The sequence below is a fragment of the Niabella pedocola genome (assembly GCF_021044425.1).
In the GTDB taxonomy this organism is placed as follows: Bacteria; Bacteroidota; Bacteroidia; order Chitinophagales; family Chitinophagaceae; genus Niabella; species Niabella pedocola.
In genome coordinates this window covers 861,478-880,395 of the sequence record NZ_JAJNEC010000005.1, presented here as the reverse complement: position 1 = coordinate 880,395, position 18,918 = coordinate 861,478, and the positions used below count along the sequence as shown (strand labels likewise).

The 18,918-nt window shown below is 48.5% G+C and carries 15 protein-coding genes; 9 read left to right on the top strand and 6 right to left on the bottom strand.

What is annotated here, in order from left to right; genetic code table 11:
• Positions 1 to 3: 3 nt before the first annotated feature.
• The 7 genes from murD to ftsZ all read left to right on the top strand — a co-directional run bounded on the left by murD (position 4) and on the right by ftsZ (position 9,908).
• Entirely contained in the window at positions 4 to 1,341 is a 1,338-nt protein-coding gene (gene murD, locus LQ567_RS11280; RefSeq protein ID WP_231004609.1) for a UDP-N-acetylmuramoyl-L-alanine--D-glutamate ligase, read from the top strand.
• Positions 1,342 to 1,356: 15 nt separating this feature from the next.
• Positions 1,357 to 2,694, top strand: coding sequence for an FtsW/RodA/SpoVE family cell cycle protein (locus LQ567_RS11275; RefSeq protein WP_231004608.1), 1,338 nt, complete (start codon positions 1,357 to 1,359; stop codon positions 2,692 to 2,694).
• Positions 2,687 to 3,775 (top strand): undecaprenyldiphospho-muramoylpentapeptide beta-N-acetylglucosaminyltransferase, encoded by a 1,089-nt coding sequence (murG, locus tag LQ567_RS11270; RefSeq protein ID WP_231004607.1) that lies wholly within the window; start codon positions 2,687 to 2,689, stop codon positions 3,773 to 3,775. The genes LQ567_RS11275 and murG overlap by 8 nt, the downstream gene beginning before the upstream one ends.
• A 1-nt stretch (position 3,776) precedes the next feature.
• Positions 3,777 to 5,159 carry a UDP-N-acetylmuramate--L-alanine ligase gene (gene murC, locus LQ567_RS11265; protein WP_231004606.1) on the top strand — a complete coding sequence of 461 codons (1,383 nt, stop codon included), beginning with the start codon at positions 3,777 to 3,779 and terminating at the stop codon, positions 5,157 to 5,159.
• 28 nt (positions 5,160 to 5,187) lie between these two features.
• The gene (locus LQ567_RS11260) at positions 5,188 to 6,525 is read left to right on the top strand and encodes a cell division protein FtsQ/DivIB (protein WP_231004605.1); all 1,338 of its coding nucleotides are present in this window, start codon (positions 5,188 to 5,190) and stop codon (positions 6,523 to 6,525) included.
• 11 nt (positions 6,526 to 6,536) lie between these two features.
• Positions 6,537 to 7,919: a cell division protein FtsA gene (gene ftsA, locus LQ567_RS11255; protein WP_231004604.1), complete on the top strand. Its 1,383-nt coding sequence runs from the start codon at positions 6,537 to 6,539 to the stop codon at positions 7,917 to 7,919.
• 81 nt (positions 7,920 to 8,000) lie between these two features.
• Positions 8,001 to 9,908, top strand: a complete 1,908-nt coding sequence (gene ftsZ, locus LQ567_RS11250) for a cell division protein FtsZ (protein ID WP_231004603.1) — start codon at positions 8,001 to 8,003, stop codon at positions 9,906 to 9,908.
• Positions 9,909 to 10,077: 169 nt separating this feature from the next.
• On the opposite strand, the gene LQ567_RS11245 is transcribed toward ftsZ, so the two are convergent.
• The 6 genes from LQ567_RS11245 to LQ567_RS11220 form a co-directional block, all read right to left on the bottom strand.
• Complete coding sequence (locus LQ567_RS11245) at positions 10,078 to 10,359, bottom strand: hypothetical protein (RefSeq protein ID WP_231004602.1); 282 nt, start codon at positions 10,357 to 10,359, stop codon at positions 10,078 to 10,080.
• A gap of 189 nt (positions 10,360 to 10,548) precedes the next feature.
• Positions 10,549 to 11,589 carry an NAD(P)H-dependent glycerol-3-phosphate dehydrogenase gene (locus LQ567_RS11240; protein ID WP_231004601.1) on the bottom strand — a complete coding sequence of 347 codons (1,041 nt, stop codon included), beginning with the start codon at positions 11,587 to 11,589 and terminating at the stop codon, positions 10,549 to 10,551.
• A 116-nt stretch (positions 11,590 to 11,705) separates the two neighbouring features.
• On the bottom strand, positions 11,706 to 12,464 hold the full coding sequence (locus tag LQ567_RS11235) for an SDR family NAD(P)-dependent oxidoreductase (RefSeq protein ID WP_231004600.1): 759 nt from the start codon (positions 12,462 to 12,464) through the stop codon (positions 11,706 to 11,708).
• A 228-nt stretch (positions 12,465 to 12,692) separates the two neighbouring features.
• Positions 12,693 to 13,490, bottom strand: a complete 798-nt coding sequence (locus LQ567_RS11230) for an alpha/beta fold hydrolase (RefSeq protein ID WP_231004599.1) — start codon at positions 13,488 to 13,490, stop codon at positions 12,693 to 12,695.
• Positions 13,490 to 15,085, bottom strand: a complete 1,596-nt coding sequence (gene lnt / locus LQ567_RS11225) for an apolipoprotein N-acyltransferase (protein ID WP_231004598.1) — start codon at positions 15,083 to 15,085, stop codon at positions 13,490 to 13,492. The genes LQ567_RS11230 and lnt overlap by 1 nt, the downstream gene beginning before the upstream one ends.
• A 162-nt stretch (positions 15,086 to 15,247) precedes the next feature.
• Entirely contained in the window at positions 15,248 to 15,772 is a 525-nt protein-coding gene (locus LQ567_RS11220; protein ID WP_231004597.1) for a DUF6702 family protein, read from the bottom strand.
• 182 nt (positions 15,773 to 15,954) lie between these two features.
• Here LQ567_RS11220 and LQ567_RS11215 point away from each other — a divergent pair, with 182 nt between their 5' ends.
• On the top strand, positions 15,955 to 16,536 hold the full coding sequence (locus LQ567_RS11215; RefSeq protein ID WP_231004596.1) for a HupE/UreJ family protein: 582 nt from the start codon (positions 15,955 to 15,957) through the stop codon (positions 16,534 to 16,536).
• 9 nt (positions 16,537 to 16,545) lie between these two features.
• Positions 16,546 to 18,909 (top strand): M1 family metallopeptidase, encoded by a 2,364-nt coding sequence (locus LQ567_RS11210; protein WP_231004595.1) that lies wholly within the window; start codon positions 16,546 to 16,548, stop codon positions 18,907 to 18,909.
• Positions 18,910 to 18,918: the final 9 nt, after the last annotated feature.

Sequence of the window (18,918 nt, the reverse complement as noted above, 5' to 3'; positions counted from 1 at the left end):
GGAATGGAAAAGCGATTGGTGATATTGGGAGGCGGTGAAAGTGGCGTGGGCGCGGCCTTGCTGGCAAAACAGCAGGGGTATTCCGTTTTCTTATCAGACGGCGGTTCTTTGAAGGAAATGTATCGCAGCGAACTTCAGCAGGCGGGCATTGAATGGGAGGAGGAGGGACATACGGAAGCAAAGATCCTGGAAGCAAATGAAATTGTAAAAAGCCCCGGAATCCCTGAAAAGAATGAACTGGTAAAGAAGATACGGGCGCAACAAATACCGGTGATCAGCGAAATTGAGCTGGCCTACCGTTTTGCAGGTAACAGCCGGATCATTGCCATCACGGGGAGCAACGGCAAAACCACTACCACGTCGTTGATCCATCATATTTGTGTGGTGGGAGGTTTGGATGCAGCGCTGGTGGGCAATATCGGAACCTCCTTTGCAAAGCAGGTGGCCACAGACCCCAAACCGGTATACGTGGTGGAGGTGAGCAGCTTTCAGCTGGATGATATTGACCGCTTCCGGCCTCATATCGCCGTGCTGACGAATCTTACAGAAGATCATCTGGATCGCTACGAATACAAATTCGAAAATTATATAAAGAGCAAGTTCCGCATTGTAAAGAACCAATTGCCAACGGATTATTTTATATACAATGCAGACGACCCTGTAACCAAGGAATCAATAGACAAATTCAATATTCAATCAATTCAACTACCGATTAGCATGGAAAGAGAAAATAACGCGGCTTTTATCAAGGATGGCGATATGTATGTAAGAACGGGCGAGGATTTCATGAACATGAGTATTTATGACTTTACACTAAAAGGTAAACACAACCAGTATAACACTATGGCAGCGTCCGTTACAGCGGCAACGATGGACATCCGCAAGGAGAAGATCCGTGAAGCGGTTCAAACGTTTCAGAACCTGGAGCACCGTATGGAGCATGTGGCTACCATCAGAGGCGTTGAGTTTATTAACGACAGCAAGGCCACCAATGTAAACTCTACCTGGTATGCACTGGAAAGTATGGAAAAGCCCACGGTGCTGATCCTTGGCGGTGTAGACAAGGGGAACGATTATTCGCTGATGGAAGATATGGTTAAGGAAAAGGTAAAAGCCATTATTTGTTTGGGCCTGGACAATACAAAAATCCATGAGGCGTTTAAGAACAGCGTATCGGTGATCGTGGATACCGCCAGTGCAGCAGAGGCCGTGGGCGCTGCATTTGCGCATGCAGAAAAAGGAGATGTGGTATTGCTGAGCCCGGCCTGTGCCAGCTTTGACCTGTTTAAAAATTATGAAGACCGCGGTACTCAGTTTAAGCGTGCGGTAATTGAATTGTAAAAGTATATCCGGAAAATGGCAGCAACAGCAGAAATAGAAACAGGAGAAGAGCGCATAAAAACCAGCCGCTGGAAAGGCGGGCTGGATCAGCATGCCCGGGGCGATAAAGTGATCTGGGCACTGGTGGTGTTGCTGACGCTGGTATCCCTGCTCACCGTTTACAGCGCTACCGGCTCTTTGGCCTATAAAAAATATAAAGGGAATACGGAAGTATACCTGTTCAAGCAGGTGATCTTTATTCTGCTGGGCTTTGCCGTGGTTTATTTTGCTCACCGGGTTAATTATACGATCTATTCCAAAGTAGCCCGTATCCTGTTTATACTCAGTATTCCGTTGCTGGCCTATACCCTGTTCTTTGGTGTAAAAATGAACGAGGGAAGCCGGTGGATCCGGGTGCCGCTTATCAATATGACCATGCAAACCTCCGACCTGGCAAAACTGGCGCTGTTTATGTACCTGGCGCGCCTGCTGAGCCGGAAGCAACAGGTGATCAAGAATTTTAAGAAGGGCTTTTTGCCCGTGATCCTTCCCATTGGGATTACCTGTTTGCTGATTGCGCCTGCTAATTTGTCTACAGCGTTGTTGCTGGGTGCCAGTTGTATGATGCTGTTGTTCATTGGCCGCGTAAGCGTAAAACATCTCTTGCTGGTGGCGGGTGTGGCATTAATACCCCTGATCATGCTGGTTATGGCGGCCGTGGTACGGCATAAAAGCGGGAAAGATATTGATACCACGGAGGCAACACTGGCGGTGAAAAAAGCCACGGGAGGATTGACCACCCGGGTAGATACCTGGATCGGGCGGGTGGAGAATTTCATCTATGGCGGTAAAGAAGCCGACAATGATGAAATGTACCAGGTGAACCAGGCAAAGATCGCAATTGCAAAAGGCGGTTTTGTAGGCGTGGGGCCGGGTAACAGCACTACGAGGGATTATCTTCCGCAGGCATATAATGATTTTATTTTCGCTATTATCATTGAAGAATATGGGTTGATAGGCGGTGCATTTATTCTTTTTATATATATCGTATTTCTCTACCGCTGCATCCGGATCTTTAAAAGATGTCCGTTTGCTTTTGGGGCATTTCTCGCGCTGGGACTGAGCTTTACCCTGGCCATCCAGGCGGTGGCCAATATGGCGGTAACCGTAAATCTTTTCCCGGTAACGGGCGTTACGCTGCCACTGGTGAGTATGGGCGGATCCAGTTTTCTCTTTACCTGTTTGGCTATCGGAATTATCCTGAGCGTTTCCCGCAACGTGGAAAGTATGGAGCAGCCGCAACTGGTAACAGAAGAAGCGGAAGAACCGGCAGAAGTGGTAGAGGTGGCTATTGCTGAAAAAACAGATGAGTAAAAAAATGATCATAGCAGGTGGTGGAACGGGAGGACATATCTTTCCTGCCATTGCCATTGCCCATGCGCTTCAACAACGGGATCCGTCGATACAGATCCTGTTTGTAGGAGCCCGGGGAAAAATGGAAATGGAGAAAGTACCGGAGGCCGGCTATGAAATTAAAGGTTTGGATATCGCGGGTTTTAACCGCAGCTCTTTGATAAAAAATATTACCCTTCCTTTTAAACTGATAAAAAGTTTTTTCCAGGTGCGGAAGATCTTTCAATCCTTCCGGCCGGATGCGGTGATTGGAGTAGGGGGATATTCCACATTCCCGGTGCTGCGATATGCACAGTCGAAGGGCATTCCCACCTTCATACATGAATCGAATTCCTTTGCCGGAAAAGCCAATATCATGCTGGGCAAAAATGCTACAAAAGTATTTACGGCAACCGATGGGATGGAGCGGTTTTTCCCGGCGGAAAAAATCCTTGTAACCGGCAACCCGGTACGGCAGGCCATTGGGGCCATGAATACAGGCCGGGAGCAGGCACTGCAGTATTTTTCGCTTTCGCCGGATAAGTTAACCGTACTGGTGGTGGGCGGCAGCCTGGGCGCGCGTTCCATCAATGAGGCGGTGATCGCGCATATTGAGGATCTGCTTAAAGCCGGTTTGCAGGTCATCTGGCAAACAGGAAAGACCCTCTCGAAGGAGGCCATGGAAATTGCGGTGGAACACCGGGAAGTATGGGCCAACCCCTTCATTACGGAAATGCAGTACGCCTATGCTGCTGCGGATATGATCGTGGCAAGGGCCGGAGCGATGACGGTGGCGGAGATCTGCGTGGCAAAAAAGCCGGTCATTTTTGTACCGTACCCCTTTGCCTCGGAGGATCATCAAACCGTAAATGCCCTGCAGCTGGTCAATAAAGGCGCGGCCTGGATGGTTAAAGATAGTGATGCAAAAGACCAGGTGGTTGAAAAGGTGATTGCACTGGCGAAGGATGCGGCAACGCGCCGTTACATGAGCGAAACGCTGGCCGGACTGTCTGTTACGGATGCGGATAAGCGGGTTGCGAACGAAATTTTAAAAACAATATAACGTGCAGATAAAAAAAATAGGGGATTTAAAACGGGTCTACTTTATCGGGATCGGGGGAATTGGGATGAGCGCCCTGGCACGTTATTTTCACTCAAGGGGGATCGCAGTAAGCGGGTATGATAAAACAGAAACGGCGTTAACAAAGGCACTGGTGGCAGAAGGGATGCCGGTTCATTATGAAGATAACCTTACACTGGCGCCCAAGGATGCGGACTGGGTGGTATATACACCGGCCATACCCGCCGGTCACCAGGAACTGGATTATTACAGAGCGGAGGGATACGCGGTAATGAAGCGGAGTGAGGTGTTGCAACAGATTACGGAAAGTTCTTTTAACATCTGTGTGGCGGGTACGCACGGTAAAACCACCACCACTACCATGATCGCTCACTTGCTGCGCGACAGCGGCTATGGATGCAATGCCTTCCTGGGAGGGATCTCTGCCAATTATAACACCAATTTCTGGAGCAGTGAGAAAGACGTTTGTGTGATTGAAGCGGATGAATATGATCGTAGTTTTTTAAAACTCAGTCCGGATGTAGCGGTGGTAACCGCTGTTGATCCGGATCACCTGGATATCTATGGAACCGAGGAGCAGGTACGGCAGGCATTTGCCGATTTTGCGCAGCGGTTAAAAAGGGGCGGGTTGCTGATCCGGAAACTGGGTATCGGCCGGGAGCTGAAAGCAGAACGGATGTGGCAGTATAGTTTGCAGAACGACAGCGCTAATATTTATGCCGCCAACATCCGGATACAGGACGGTGGGTATGTGTTTGATATTGTACTGCCCACGCAGCAGATTGAAGGCCTTCAGTTGAACATGGGCGGTATGCACAATATTGAGAATATGGTGGCCGCTGTTGCTGTGGCAAGCTCTTTGAATATCGATGCAGAAAAAATTAAAGCAGCCGTTGCTTCTTTCAAAGGGGTAAAGCGCCGTTTTGAATATATGATTAAACAAAAAGACCTGGTATTTATAGATGATTATGCACATCATCCGGAAGAGCTGAAGGCGTTGATAAATAGTGTAAAAACCCTGTTTCCTCAAAAGAAATGTACGTTAATTTTCCAGCCGCATTTGTACAGCCGTACAAAGGATTTTGCCCAGGATTTTGCTGCTGTTTTGAGCATGGTAAACAAGGCAATTTTATTGCCGGTTTATCCTGCGCGGGAACAACCAATACCCGGAATTGAAAGCAATACTATTGCTGAGTTGATGGACGGGGGGGATCCTGTATTGATGACAAAGGAAGCATTGTTAACGTGGATCGGAGATGATGTTGCGCAGCACCGGGAAAAAGAATTCGGAGAAGTGATCGTTACCGCAGGCGCCGGTGATATTGATAAATTAGTAGGACCAATAAAAGACCGTTTATTAAAATAAAGTGGGCAGGAAAAGAGCGATAAAAAGAATGTTGCTGACACTCATGTGGCTGGGTGTAGGGGCTGGTATGTTTACACTCATTGCAGCCGCCATGCGGGCACAGGACGGAAGCAGCTGTAAAGGATACGAGATCCGTATCCGCGGAGCACAGGGCGGGGGAAGTTTGTTTACCTCCGAAGCACAGATCGTAAAGCTCCTTAAGGAAGCATCGGGCGGGGAAGTAAAAGGACAACGTAAAACGGCGTTTAACCTGCCACGTATAGAAGACCTGCTGGAACAGAGCTCCTGGGTATACAATGCCGAGTTGTATTTTGACAATAAAGATATCCTCCGGGTGAATGTAACAGAACGGAAGCCGCTGGCCCGCGTATTTACCAACGGCGGTCAATCCTTTTATATCGATGAAGCCGGGAAACAGATTCCGCTCTCTGACAAGATTTCACTGGACGTTCCCGTGTTTACCGGTTACCCCAATGCCCGCATCATGCATGCAGCAGACAGCGCGTTATTGGAAAATATGATTACGGCGGCATCATTTATCAGCAGCGATTCATTCTGGGTTTCCCAGGTCTCGCAGATTGATATCCGGAAATGCGGAGCGGATTGCTGGAATATGGAAATGGTACCGGTAGTTGGAAATCACCGGGTTGATCTGGGAGACGGCAGCGATATCGCGTCTAAATTCCACCGGCTGTACCTGTTTTATGACCAGGTATTAAAACGTACCGGTTTTGACAAGTACAAACGGATTGATGTGCAATACAATGGTCAGGTGGTAGGTATCAAAGGCGATTATTCAAAGCTGGATTCCCTGCAATTGCGGAAAAATATTGAGGAGTTGTTGCAGCAGTCGCGCAAGGCCAATGACCTGATCGAAGTGGCTCAGGTAGTACCGGGTGCATCGCTGGTGGAACCCGATACCGCGGCCGACGCAAAGCTGCCTTACGAAAGACTGGCCGGTGAAGTAGATATGGATACACTGGACCTGCTTCCGGCGGGTGAAAAGCCGGAGCCGGCAGCAGCTGCAGCGCTTACGGCAAAAGCCGTAGCGCCGGTAAAAAAGGAGCCGGTGAAACATACGGCCGTTACGAAACCGGAAACAAAACGGACCACAGGGGAAAAAAAACCGGTTGCCCGGCCTGTAACAACGAATGGCGTACATAAAAACCCGGCCGCTTCCAAACCCGTGGCAAAGGCCGTAGCGAAACAACCGGTAAAAAAAGAAACGGCTAAAAAACCGCTGACAAAACCCGCGGATAGTAAAAAAACAGTTTCCAGGGATGCAAAAAAGCCGGCCCCTTCAAAGAAAACGACAACAGAAAAGAAAACGGCTACAAAGAAAACACCCATTAAAAAGAACAACTAAAAACGAAATATATGAATCCTGAACAACCCATTATCGTAGGACTGGACATTGGAACCACCAAGATTGCTGTTATTGCCGGACGTAAAAACGAATTCGGAAAACTGGAGATTCTTGGATTTGGCAAGGCAAACTCCAATGGAGTAAAGCATGGCCAGGTATTGAATATCGACGAAACGATCAAGGCGATTAAACTGGCACTTGAAAATTGTTTATCGTTAAATCCAAACCTGAACATTGGCGAAGTGTATGTGGGTATTGCCGGGCATCATATAAAAAGCCTTCAGACACGTGGCGATATTGTTCGGGAAAGTGAAGAGGAAGAGATCACCCAGGCAGAAGTAGACCTGCTGATCAGTAAGCAATACAAAACCTATATTCCCGCGGGCGACCAGATCATTGATGTAATTCCTCAGGAGTATACCATTGACAACATGCCCAATATCGTACGCCCGATCGGATACAGCGGTGTAAAGCTGGGTGCTAATTTTCATATCATCACCGGTGATAAAAATGCGATCCGTAATATTAACCGCAGTGTGGAAAAAGCAGGGTTGTATACCAAGGACCTCGTATTGCAGCCATTGGCTTCTGCAGCAGCGGTAATGGGACAGGAAGACCTGGAAGCAGGAGTAGCCATTGTGGATATCGGAGGCGGTACTACCGACCTGGCCGTATTTGCGGATGGCGTATTACGGCATACGGCGGTTATTCCTTTTGCCGGGGAAAATATCACCAATGATATCAAAACCGGTTTAGGGGTATTAAAAAGCCAGGCAGAGCAAATGAAAACGCAGTTCGGAAGTGCCCTGGCCAATGAAGCAAAAGCCAATGCCTATATTACCATACCCGGTTTACGCGGTATGCCGGCAAAAGAGATCAGCGTGAAGAACCTGGCCAATATCATCCAGGCCCGTATGAGCGAGATCCTGGATTTTGTAACCTATCACCTGAAACAGATCGGTATGGATAACCGGCATCTGAACGGCGGCATCGTACTTACCGGCGGCGGCTCTCAGTTACGGCACCTGATCCAGCTTACCGAATATGTAACCGGACTGCCGGCCAGGATCGGTCTGCCGAATGAGCACCTGGCAGCAGGACATATCGAAGAGTTGGCCAAACCAACCTACTCTACCTGTTTGGGCCTGATCCTGAAAGGATATGATGATTTTGAAAACAACCGTAAGGTGTTTGAAAAAAGTTTCATCAATATTCCTGTTCCCCAGGATCTGATCAGAACCAGTGTTCCGGTAGCGGTACAGGAAGAGGTACTGGTTGCGGAAGACAATACGACCGCTTCGGTTGAAAAAAGACAGCCGTTGAAAAATTTCTGGGACAAATTTAAAAATGGCATCATCGACATTTTTAAAGAGGAAGAAGACGGCCACCTGTAAACACTACATATTAACAACAACTATAATTAACCCATTTACAAAACAGGTTTTCATGGAAGGGAAACCACAAATTTTTAAAAGATGATACATTTTGATTTACCTAAAGAACAATCCTCCATCATTAAAGTGATTGGAGTGGGCGGTGGCGGCGGCAACGCTGTTAATCATATGTTCAGTCAAAACATCGATGGAGTAAACTTTATCATTTGTAATACCGATGCTCAGGCGCTTTCCAACAGCCAGATCCCGAACCGCATCCAGCTGGGACCCCAGCTGACATCCGGACTGGGTGCCGGCGCCAACCCGGAAATCGGCCGCCAGGCTACCGAAGAGTCGCTGGAGGAGATCAAACGTATTGTTGAAGTAAACACCAAGATGGCATTTATTACCGCAGGTATGGGCGGTGGTACCGGAACCGGGGGCGCTCCCATCATTGCAAAGATCTGCAAGGATCTGGGCGTGCTCACCGTGGGTATTGTTACCATGCCCTTTGCCTATGAAGGTAAAAAACGGCACAAACAGGCCGAAGAAGGAATCAAGATCCTGAAACAGTATGTAGATACCCTGCTGGTGATCAGCAACGATAAGCTGCGTCATCAGTTTGGAAACCTGAAAATGCGGGAAGCATTCGAGAAGGCAGACAATGTACTGGCTACGGCTGCTAAATGTATCACAGATGTAATTAACAGCACCGGCCAGATCAACGTGGATTTTGCGGATGTATGCACGGTAATGAAAAACGGTGGTGTGGCCATACTGGGTAGCGCTACGTCTTCCGGTGAAAACCGCGCCCAGCGTGCCATTGAAGAGGCACTGAATTCACCGTTGCTGAACGATAATGATATCCGCGGGGCTAAGTGGATCCTGATCAATATCAATTCTGCTGAAGGCGATTCGGAATTTACCATGGATGAAGTAGAAGTGATCCAGGCGCATTTATTAAGCCAGGCCGGAGAAAATACCGATGTGATCCTTGGATTAGGTTATGATAATTCACTGGGTGATGAAATCGGTATTACGCTTATTGCCACCGGTTTTGAAAATAAAGATCCCTTTGTAAAGCCGGTATTGAAAAAAGAAGAGCAGGATGAGGGCAAAATTGTAATGACCCTGACACCGCAGCAAAATACAGCACCAAAAATAGAAGCAAAGGTTGAGAAGCCGGAAGTGATCGAGCACGAACTGAAAGAAGCAGAAAAAAGCCTGGGATTGCAGGTAGATCCGATGATGCCCAAGCTGATCGACGAGCCGGTATTTGTGGATGCGCCGATGCCAACCCTGGAAGATATGGCAGACCTCGGCTACGGCAAGGAAACAGCTACCGTACACTATAGCCTGTCTACTGAGGATAATGAAAAGATTGGTGTGCATGCGGAGCCAGAGCCTGAAGTTGTTCCGGAAGTAGTTGTAGAAGTGGTGGCTGCAGAAGAAGAGGCTTTTTACTCACCTTCGGTGCCTGCAGAAAACCGGGTGATGGAAGAACCGGTAATCAACGAACAGGATCTTTCTGCCGGCGTAGGCGTACGCAGCTATCTTGAAAAACCTTCCAATATTTATGCAGAGCAAAAACGGGAAGAGGCCGTAGCGAAAGCGCCGGTACCCGATCCGGTGCCCGAAGAAAAAATGGAACTGGTAGAGAAGGTAGATCTGGCAAAGGAGGAGGTAAAGATGCCCCAAAGCAATATTGAGCGGGAACTGCCGGTACAGCAACAACCTCAGTTAAGCCAGGAAGAAGAAATGCAGCTGCAAAAAAGAAAGCAGGTAGAACGGCTGCAAAAATTGCGGAATCTTTCGTTCAATGTAAACGGAAGTGATCCCAACAATGAATATGAAACCGTTCCTGCATACATACGCCGTAATATGGAATTACAGGATAATTCTAATCATATCGAAAGCTACTACAGTAAGTTTGAAATAAGCTCCGATGATAAAAATCAGGGTCAGATCAATACCATTAACACCTTCCTGGATGGTAAAAAACCCGACTGATTCCTGTGAAAATTCAAATCCTGCCAACGGCAGGTGGAGTTTGGGTGTATAGTTTATAGTTGTGGCCCCGGTAGTTATCTGCCGGGGCTTATTTTTTTGGGAAATGCAAATAGTAAATTTTAGAACAAACCCATTTTATTGCTGTATTCCTTATTGGATAGATTGCATTTTACTGGCCTGCCCGTTCTTTTATTTCCCGTGCTACAAACTCTTCGATTTCTTCAAAAAGGGTCCGGTCGCGAAGCTGGCCCTTCGTGGCTTCTTCAAATTTATCCGTCAGCTCCCGTGCAAGCTGGTACATGGAGTCGGTGGCGCTCCGGTTGAGCATTTCGCTGAAGCTTTTCTGTAGCTGAGGCTCTTCAATATCCCGCAGGTAACAAAGTGCTTCCACCACTTCAAAATGCGTTTTCTGCCAGGAGTCAAAACCGTTTGGAAATACTGTTATAGACATAAGCAAACATTAAATAACAAAATTGAATCATGGCTAATATAATGAAAATAGCGCAGTTAGCCAAGACCCCAGGTGGCGGCGCGTTGCTGAAACACGGTGATTGATTCGGGACAGGGTTAAACGCGCGCCGGAAGCGGTTTGGCCGTTAGCGCCCCTGTTCTGCAACTCAGTGTTTTAGTAGCAGGCCGGTCAGATAAGGAAGCCTTCAATTTTTTCGAACCCTTTTGCAGGGGGTAAGCCCTCCCAGAGAATGTGGTAGATCGTTTCAGCGATCGGCATTTCCGCCTTCAGCGATTTATTGGTGTTGTAAATGCATTTAGCAGCGTTATAGCCTTCTGCTACCATACGCAGTTCCAGTTGCGCCGCCTGTACACTATAGCCTTTGCCGATCATATTGCCAAACGTACGGTTGCGGCTATGCAACGAATAACAGGTTACCAGCAGATCCCCCAGGTACACAGATGCAGAGTAGTTAGCGTATTTTTTCCCGGGTTCATCCAGGTCGGTATGCTCACCTACCACGATGTGTTCCGCGCCAAACTTCCTCAGGAAACCGGCCATTTCATCGGCACTGTTGGCGATATATACACTCTGGAAATTGTCGCCGTAATCCAGTCCGTGTGCGATACCGGCGCCCAAGGCGTAAATATTCTTTAATACTGCGGCGTATTGTACCCCCAGTATATCGGTATTGACAACGGTATTGATAAAGGGCGACTGAAAATGTTCCGCAATTTTAGCCGCCATGGGTTCGTCAACACCCGAAAAGGTAAGATAGGAGAGCTTTTCTGCAGCTACTTCTTCTGCATGACAGGGGCCCAGCACCGCGAAATAATTTTTTAAAGAGATATCAAAATGGCGTTCCAGGTATTCGTTGAGTAAAATATTGTCACCGGGAAGAATGCCTTTAATAGCAGAAAGGATCTTTTTGTTTTTAAAAGCAGCGGGGGATAACTCTTGCAGACTTTCGGCCACATAAGCAGAAGGCATGGCGAGGATCAATACCTCTGAGCGTTCTATAACGGCCTTCAGGTCGGTTGATAAATGCAGCAGCTTGGTATTGAGTACCGCTGCCGTAAGATGTTTGGGATTGTGATGCCGCTGTTTGATAAAGCCAATAGCGGTTTCACTGCGCAAACACCAGTTAACCTTGTGCCCGTTATCGGTTAATATCTTTACCAGTGCTGTGGCCCAGCTGCCGCTTCCTGCTACACCAAATTTGATTGCCAATAGTATGAATATTTATTCAGCAAAGGTACTATTTTAAGTTTCAGGTTTCAAGTTTCAGGTCTCAGGATGTATAAACGATGCTGAAAGCTAAAGGCTGATTGCTCAATTCTCAAGTCCTACTCCCGGTCATAGTAAAAACAATCCGCCTGCTGGGTGCAGGTAATCACCAGGTCGTTGATGCAAACATGCTCCGGAAGGGTGGCACAATAAAAAATGGTTTCAGCAATATCTTCAGCGATCAGTGGAATCAGTCCTTCATACACTTTGTCTGCAGCAATACGGTCGCCTTTGAAACGAACGGTTGAGAATTCTGTGTTGGCTGCACCCGGGTGAATAGCAGTTACCTTAATATGATAGGGCAGCAGGTCGATCCGCATGCCCTGGGAAAGCGCATCCACCGCGTGTTTGGTGGCACAGTACATATTGCCCTGTGCATATACCTGCTTGGCCGCCACGGAACCCAGGTTGATGATATGTCCTCTTTTACGGGCAACCATCAGCCGGGAAACGGCCTGGGCCACATAGGCGAATCCCTTGATATTGGTATCCACCATGGTATCCCAGTCATCCAGGCTCGCCTGGTCGAAATCGTCCTTGCCGGCCGCAAGTCCGGCATTATTTACCAGCACGTCTATCTGTTTCCATGTTTCGGGCAGGCCGTCTACAGCTGCTGATACCTGTTCCCGGTTACGTACATCAAACACCAGCGGTAATACGGCAACGGAATAGGTGCGGGTCAATACTTCCGCCAGTTGTTCCAGCCGGTCCTGTCTTCTTCCGGTGATGATCACATTATAGTTGTTTGCTGCAAATTTCCTGGCGCAGGCTTGGCCGAATCCGGCTGTTGCGCCTGTTATAAAAACGGTTTTATTCATTTTAATTGGTTTATCCATGCTTTTGATAGGGGTATCAAACAGCTCCCGCACCCTCCTGTATGCCATTCACTGCTCACTATTCAATGCCGTTTCTTAAGCAATTTTTATGATTGCTGCAGATACGCTGATTGCACCTGCAGCACTTTTCTGTAACATTGTTGTAGTTAAAGCCGATACCAGATCTGTGCATCTGCGGCTTTGAGAAAACGACATTGGTTCACTATTCACTTATTTCAGTTCCATCAAAAATTCTTCAATGGCGGCATTTGCTTTTGCGGATTCCTCCAGCATACCCATATGGCCAGACTGATGCAACACATGAATATAGGAGACCCGGGGCATTGAAGCTTGCTTTAAAATGTCTTCAAAGGAAATCACCGTGTCCTGTTCCCCGATAATAAATAATACCGGCAGGTCGGTTTTTGAAAACAGGTCGATCCGTTCCGGGCGTTTGATCATGGCTTCATAGTAACTTTTCAGGGCCGGCTTTGAGAAAACAGGAAGACTGGCCGTAAAGCGTTCGATCAGATCCGGATGCGTTTCTTTTGTATGCGCCGAAAACAGATTGGGAATGGTGGTTTTCAAAAATTCATTGGCCCCGTGCTTTTCGATAAAGGCAATGCCCTTGCGCCGGGTTTCCTTTTTCTCCTCCGTATCGGCTGCTGCGGTAGAATGAAACAAACCGAAGCCATCCAGCAAATGCGGGTATTGTTCTGCAAATGCCAATGTAGCATATCCTCCCATGCTGTGGCCGATCAATACGATGGATTCCAGCTCCTCCGCTTCCACAACACGGTTGATCACCTCCGCAATGCCTTCCATGCTGACGTCGCTGATCAGTTCCGACTGTCCGCTACCGGGAATATCCGGTACAATCACCTGGTAATTGTGCCGCAGGTACTCCACCTGGTTTTCCCAAACGGTGCTGTCTTCGCCAAAGCCATGCAACAGCAACACCGGGCGTCCCACACCTTCAACGGTATAGTGGACAATGCTGTTATTGATATTGATTGTTTTTGTACCCATCAGGAAGATTTTTTAAGTGGACGTTTTTTGTAAAGGATTACCTTATAAAGGAGGATCAGTAAAAATGCCAGCGCTGATACCGCGGCAGCGCAAAAAAGCCAGTCGCCATAACGGGTGTAAAAGGTTTCCGAAACAAATGCCGCAAGCGTCTGTTTGAGGGTGCCTTGTTTGTTCCAGGATAGCTGCTGCGCAATATTACCATAGGGATCAATAAAACAGCTGATGCCTGTGTTGGCACTGCGGGCTACCCATTTCCGGCTTTCGATGGCCCGGAGGCGCGCGTATTGCATATGCTGGCGGTACCCCTGCGTATCGCCCCACCACCCGTCGTTGGTAACGATGCAGATAAGATCGGCGTCTTTCCGGTTAAACCGGGAAAGATAACCGCCATAAATACTTTCATAACAAACGGCAGGGGTAATGTTAAATGTATGATTGGTGGTATGCAATACCCGTTCCGTAGTATCGCGGGCATAGCCTCCCATGGTGCCTCCGAATTTTTCAAATACCGGCCCCATGAAACTTAAAAATGCCGGCAATACCTCCGGTCCTGGTACAAGTTTGGATTTGTGATAGATCTGCACCGATGTGCTGTCGAAAAGCGCGGCACTGTTATAACCTTCTACAAAACCACCGTCCGGCAGCTTTTGAGCAAACCGGCTCACCCGCGTAGGAAACAAGCGGCGGCCTTCCAGTCCGGTCAGCAGGTTTACATGCGGGTTGCGCTGCAGGAAGCCCCACAGGGGTTTAAGAAAAAGATTCTCCCGGAGCTGGTCTTCCAGCACCGTATAAGGAATGGCTGTTTCCGGCCATACGACCAGCGCGGTTTCGGCATCGATCTGTTTTTGCGACAGGCTGATTAATTCCTGCAGCTGCATTTCCTCTTTGCCGGCAGCAAATTTGGTATCCCAGGGATCATAGTTGGGCTGCACTACAACCACATTGTATTTATTATGGAGGAGTGTTAACTGCTGCTTTACAAATACGGAAAGTATAATTGGAGTACCCAATGTAAGTACCCAGGCCGCGGCCAGCTTAAAATAGCCCGTGCTCCGGCCCTCTTCCCGGTAACGGAGCAATACGTGGTATACCAGCACATTGCTGAGCAGGATCCAGAGGCTACCACCAGCTGCGCCGGTATATTCGTACCATTGCACCCAGTTGGGATGCAGGGCAAATGCATTCCCCAGTGTGAGCCAGGGCCAGCTCAGATCCCAGTTGAGGTGGATCCACTCAAAGGTCATCCAGTATACAATGAGGGCCACCCCTGAAAGAAACCGGTTGAAATGAGCCCGGGTAAAAAAGTACGCCAGCCAGGGAAGGCACATGATCAGGCTATTGGCCAGGAAGGCGCCGATGCCGCCGGGAACACTGGCCTTTGCCACCCACCAGGTGGTAAGCACATTCCACAAAAGCAGGGTTATATACGACCATCCGAAGAACTTTTTCCAGGAACCGGTTGTGTCAGCCAGGTACAGCAATGGAACCCAGGCCACAAAAAGCAATAAGGTAAGGGGAGACGAAGGCCAGCCCGCCCACAACAAAATACCGCCCAGGAGGGCCATCCACAAACCGGAATTGCGTGTTACATTCATGTACCGTACTTAGAACCCAAATGTACCACGCTTTTGGCAAATAGCCATCAGCTGGCAGCAATCGGCCTTCAGCGTTTAGCTTTCGGCGTTCAGCCTTCAGCTGATAGCTAAACGCTCAATTCTCAATTCTGGATTCTGGATTCTGGATTCTCAATTCATCCCCTAAAAACTAAACTGCAACTTCCGTTCCGGGTAGGCCAGTTTGCTGCTTTTACGGGTGCCATTTACTATGAAATGCACAATATTCATCTGGTCCTGGAACAGCTCATAGAGGATGGTGTTCTCCACCGTAATATTACGGGGATTGAGAGCGGCGGCATCGGCCGTGGTATAAATATAAACGGCTTCATGATCCACTTCCCATCCAAAAAATTTTAAACGCTGCAGCTGCCCGTTACTGCGGATACTTAAGTGGGTTGTGATGTATTTTGTAACCAGTTCATCCAGTGCGGACTTCCGGGATTTGTTGCTGAAATCTACCGGGGTTTTATAAATGCGGGCGAGCACGGACTCAAAATCATCGGTAAAAATTTTTGTGCTGATCTCCAGCTTTTGCGTTTTGCTGTTATACTCCATTTCGGAGGCACTTACATGAAACGGATGCCATGCCGGCCGGGAAAACCCGGATAGTAAAAAACATACCAACAGCCATACAGGCAGGCTCCTTTTATAGTGGTTACACGCCATTGATACAAATAACGGTATATTATATGAAGGCGGTAAATTATATTTGATGGTTGGCATCAAACAAGGAGCGCCCGTATTTTTATTAACGCAACAATCAGGGGAAGCAGGAGTGCACCAAGGAGATGACCGGAACCGACCGGTGAATCACTGGCAGGCGCTTTCTCCACGGAAAAAGAAACCGTATGAGCAGTTTTTGGTTTTATTTTGTAGAAGGGTGGCGGCACATCATCAGCCTGGATGCGCTGGATCACCAGTTGTTTATCCTCGCACTGGCGGTGATCTATACCTTTAAAGAATGGAAGCAGGTGCTGATCCTGGTAACGGCTTTTACTATCGGGCATTCCTTAACGTTGGCGCTCAGCGTATTTGATCTCATCCGGGTCCCGTCCTCCTGGGTCGAATTCCTCATCCCGGTTACCATCGTTTGCACCGCCCTTTGGAATGTGCTGCGCCGGAATCAATTCCGGCAGATCCGTACCAATTATTTCCTGGCACTGTTCTTTGGGCTGATCCACGGGCTGGGCTTTGCCAATACCATCCGGATGATGCTGGCCAGTGACGAATCCGTTGGAACGGGGCTCCTGGGCTTTAACCTCGGGCTGGAGGCCGGGCAGGTGATCGTGGTGCTGGCGATCCTGCTGATCACAAAGCTGGTGGTGGGCGGTATCAAAATTCCCCAAAGAATCTATATTTTCGTGGTATCTGCCGCAGTGTTCGTGCTTTCATTAAAGATGGCGCTGGAGCGGATCCCTTCATTATCATAAAGAACATTGATGAGACAATTTTTACTTGTGGTAGCCTGTTTGCTTACGGTTACGGGTTATGCCCAGGATATTCAAAACAATCCTGCCAGCAATCATGGAAATAAATTTGAGCAGCTGGGAACGATTCTTCCCACACCCAACGAATACCGAACGGCCAGCGGTGCGCCGGGCCCCAAATACTGGCAGCAGCGCTGCGACTATGTGATCCGGTGTACCCTGGATGAGAACGGGCAGAAACTCACCGGTAGTGAAACCCTGAATTATTTTAATAATTCCCCGGATGTGCTTACCTATATATGGCTGCAGCTGGATGAGAACGAGCACAGCAATAAGGACAATGCCAATTACCAGGATCAGAATGTAATGCCGGCCATGATGACGGACCGCACCCTGGCAAAAATGGAAGATCAAAACGGACCGGATAATGGTTTTGGCCACAAGATCCGATCCATCACCGATATAAGTGGTAAAGCGCTTCCGTATACCATTAATAAAACCATGATGCGGGTAGATTTGCTTACACCGTTGAAACCCGGTCAGCGCTTCCAGTTTAAGATCGACTGGTCCTATAAGATCCCAGATCGCGTTACACTGGGCGGACGGGGCGGATATGAGCTTTTTCCCGAAGACGGTAACAGCCTTTATACCATTACCCAGTGGTATCCCCGGGTATGCGTGTACAGCGATTTCCAGGGATGGCAGAACCATCAGTTTACCGGCAGGGGTGAATTTGCACTTACCTTCGGCAATTTTGATGTGCAGATGACCGTACCGGCTGACCATATTGTGGGAAGCACTGGTGAATGTCAGAACTATGCCCAGGTATTAACCCCTGCGCAGCTGGCACGGTATCAGAAGGCAACCAACGCCAAGGAGCCGGTGGAGATCGTTACCCTGGAGGAGGCAACGGCAGCAGAAAAAAACAAGAGCACGAAAACAAAAACCTGGCATTTCAAAGCCGATAATGTGCGCGACTTTGCCTGGACCTCTTCCCGGAAATATATCTGGGACGGGATGCCACAGCTGGTCAATGGTAAAAAAATAATGTGCATGAGCTTTTACGGTAAGGAGGCCTATGGACTGTACCGGAAATTTTCAACCAGGGCGGTGGCGCATACCATCAAAACGTACTCTGCATTTACGATCCCGTATCCTTACCCGGTTGCACAAAGTGTGGAAGCCGCTAATGGAATGGAATACCCGATGATCTGCTTTAATTATGGCCGCACCGAAAAAGACGGCACCTACAGCGAAGCTACCAAGAACGGGATGCTGGGTGTGGTGATCCATGAAGTAGGACATAATTTCTTCCCGATGATTGTAAACAGCGATGAGCGGCAATGGACCTGGATGGATGAAGGGCTGAATACCTTTGTGCAATACCTTACGGAGGAATTGTGGGATAATAAATTTCCCTCCAAACGCGGACCCGCCTGGACCATTGTAGATTATATGAAACTGCCTAAAAGCCAGCTGGAACCGATTATGACCAACTCGGAAAATATCGTGCAGTTTGGACCCAATGCGTATGCAAAGCCGGCTACCGGCTTAAATATTTTAAGAGAAACGATCATGGGACGGAATCTTTTTGATTTTGCCTTTAAAGAATACGCCCGCCGCTGGGCCTTTAAGCACCCCACACCGGCGGATCTTTTCCGTACGATGGAAGATGCCAGCGGAGAAGACCTGGATTGGTTCTGGAGAGGTTGGTTCTACGGGATCAACCCGGTAGATATTTCCCTGGATTCTGTAAAAGTGGCAACGGCAGAGGTGAACGGAATGATACCACCCGCAAAAAGTGTTACGAGGAAAATAGATGCACCAATGGTACCGGAGTTTGATGATCTTTCGAAGATCCGCAACCGGGAAGACCGGAAGATTGCCTTTTATACCGATGAGGATACCGGTGCGCGTGATTTTTACTGGCGGTACGCCCGGGGACAGGAACCATATGATTCAACAAAAACATTCACGGTTGAACAGGCCCCGGGTGTGGAGGCGCTGACCCCGGACGCCAAACAGCAGTTTGCCGGCAAGTACTTTTATGAGCTGGATTTTTCCAATAAAGGCGGAATGGTAATGCCGATCATTATTGAGTGGACCTTCAGCGACGGTACCCGGCAGATCGACCGGATTCCGGCCCAGATCTGGAGGCATAATGAAAACACGGCCAGCAAGGTTTTTGTAAAAAACAAGGCGGTCACCGGTATCCGGCTGGATCCGTTCCGCGAAACGGCCGATATCGATGAAAGCAACAACGTATGGAACCAAATGCCTGCACCAACAAGATTTAAAGCCTTTGCACAAAAAACCGGCGCCGCACGCGGACAAAGTACCGGCTCCAATCCGATGCAGCAGGCTCAGAAAAAATAACGGCAGTAC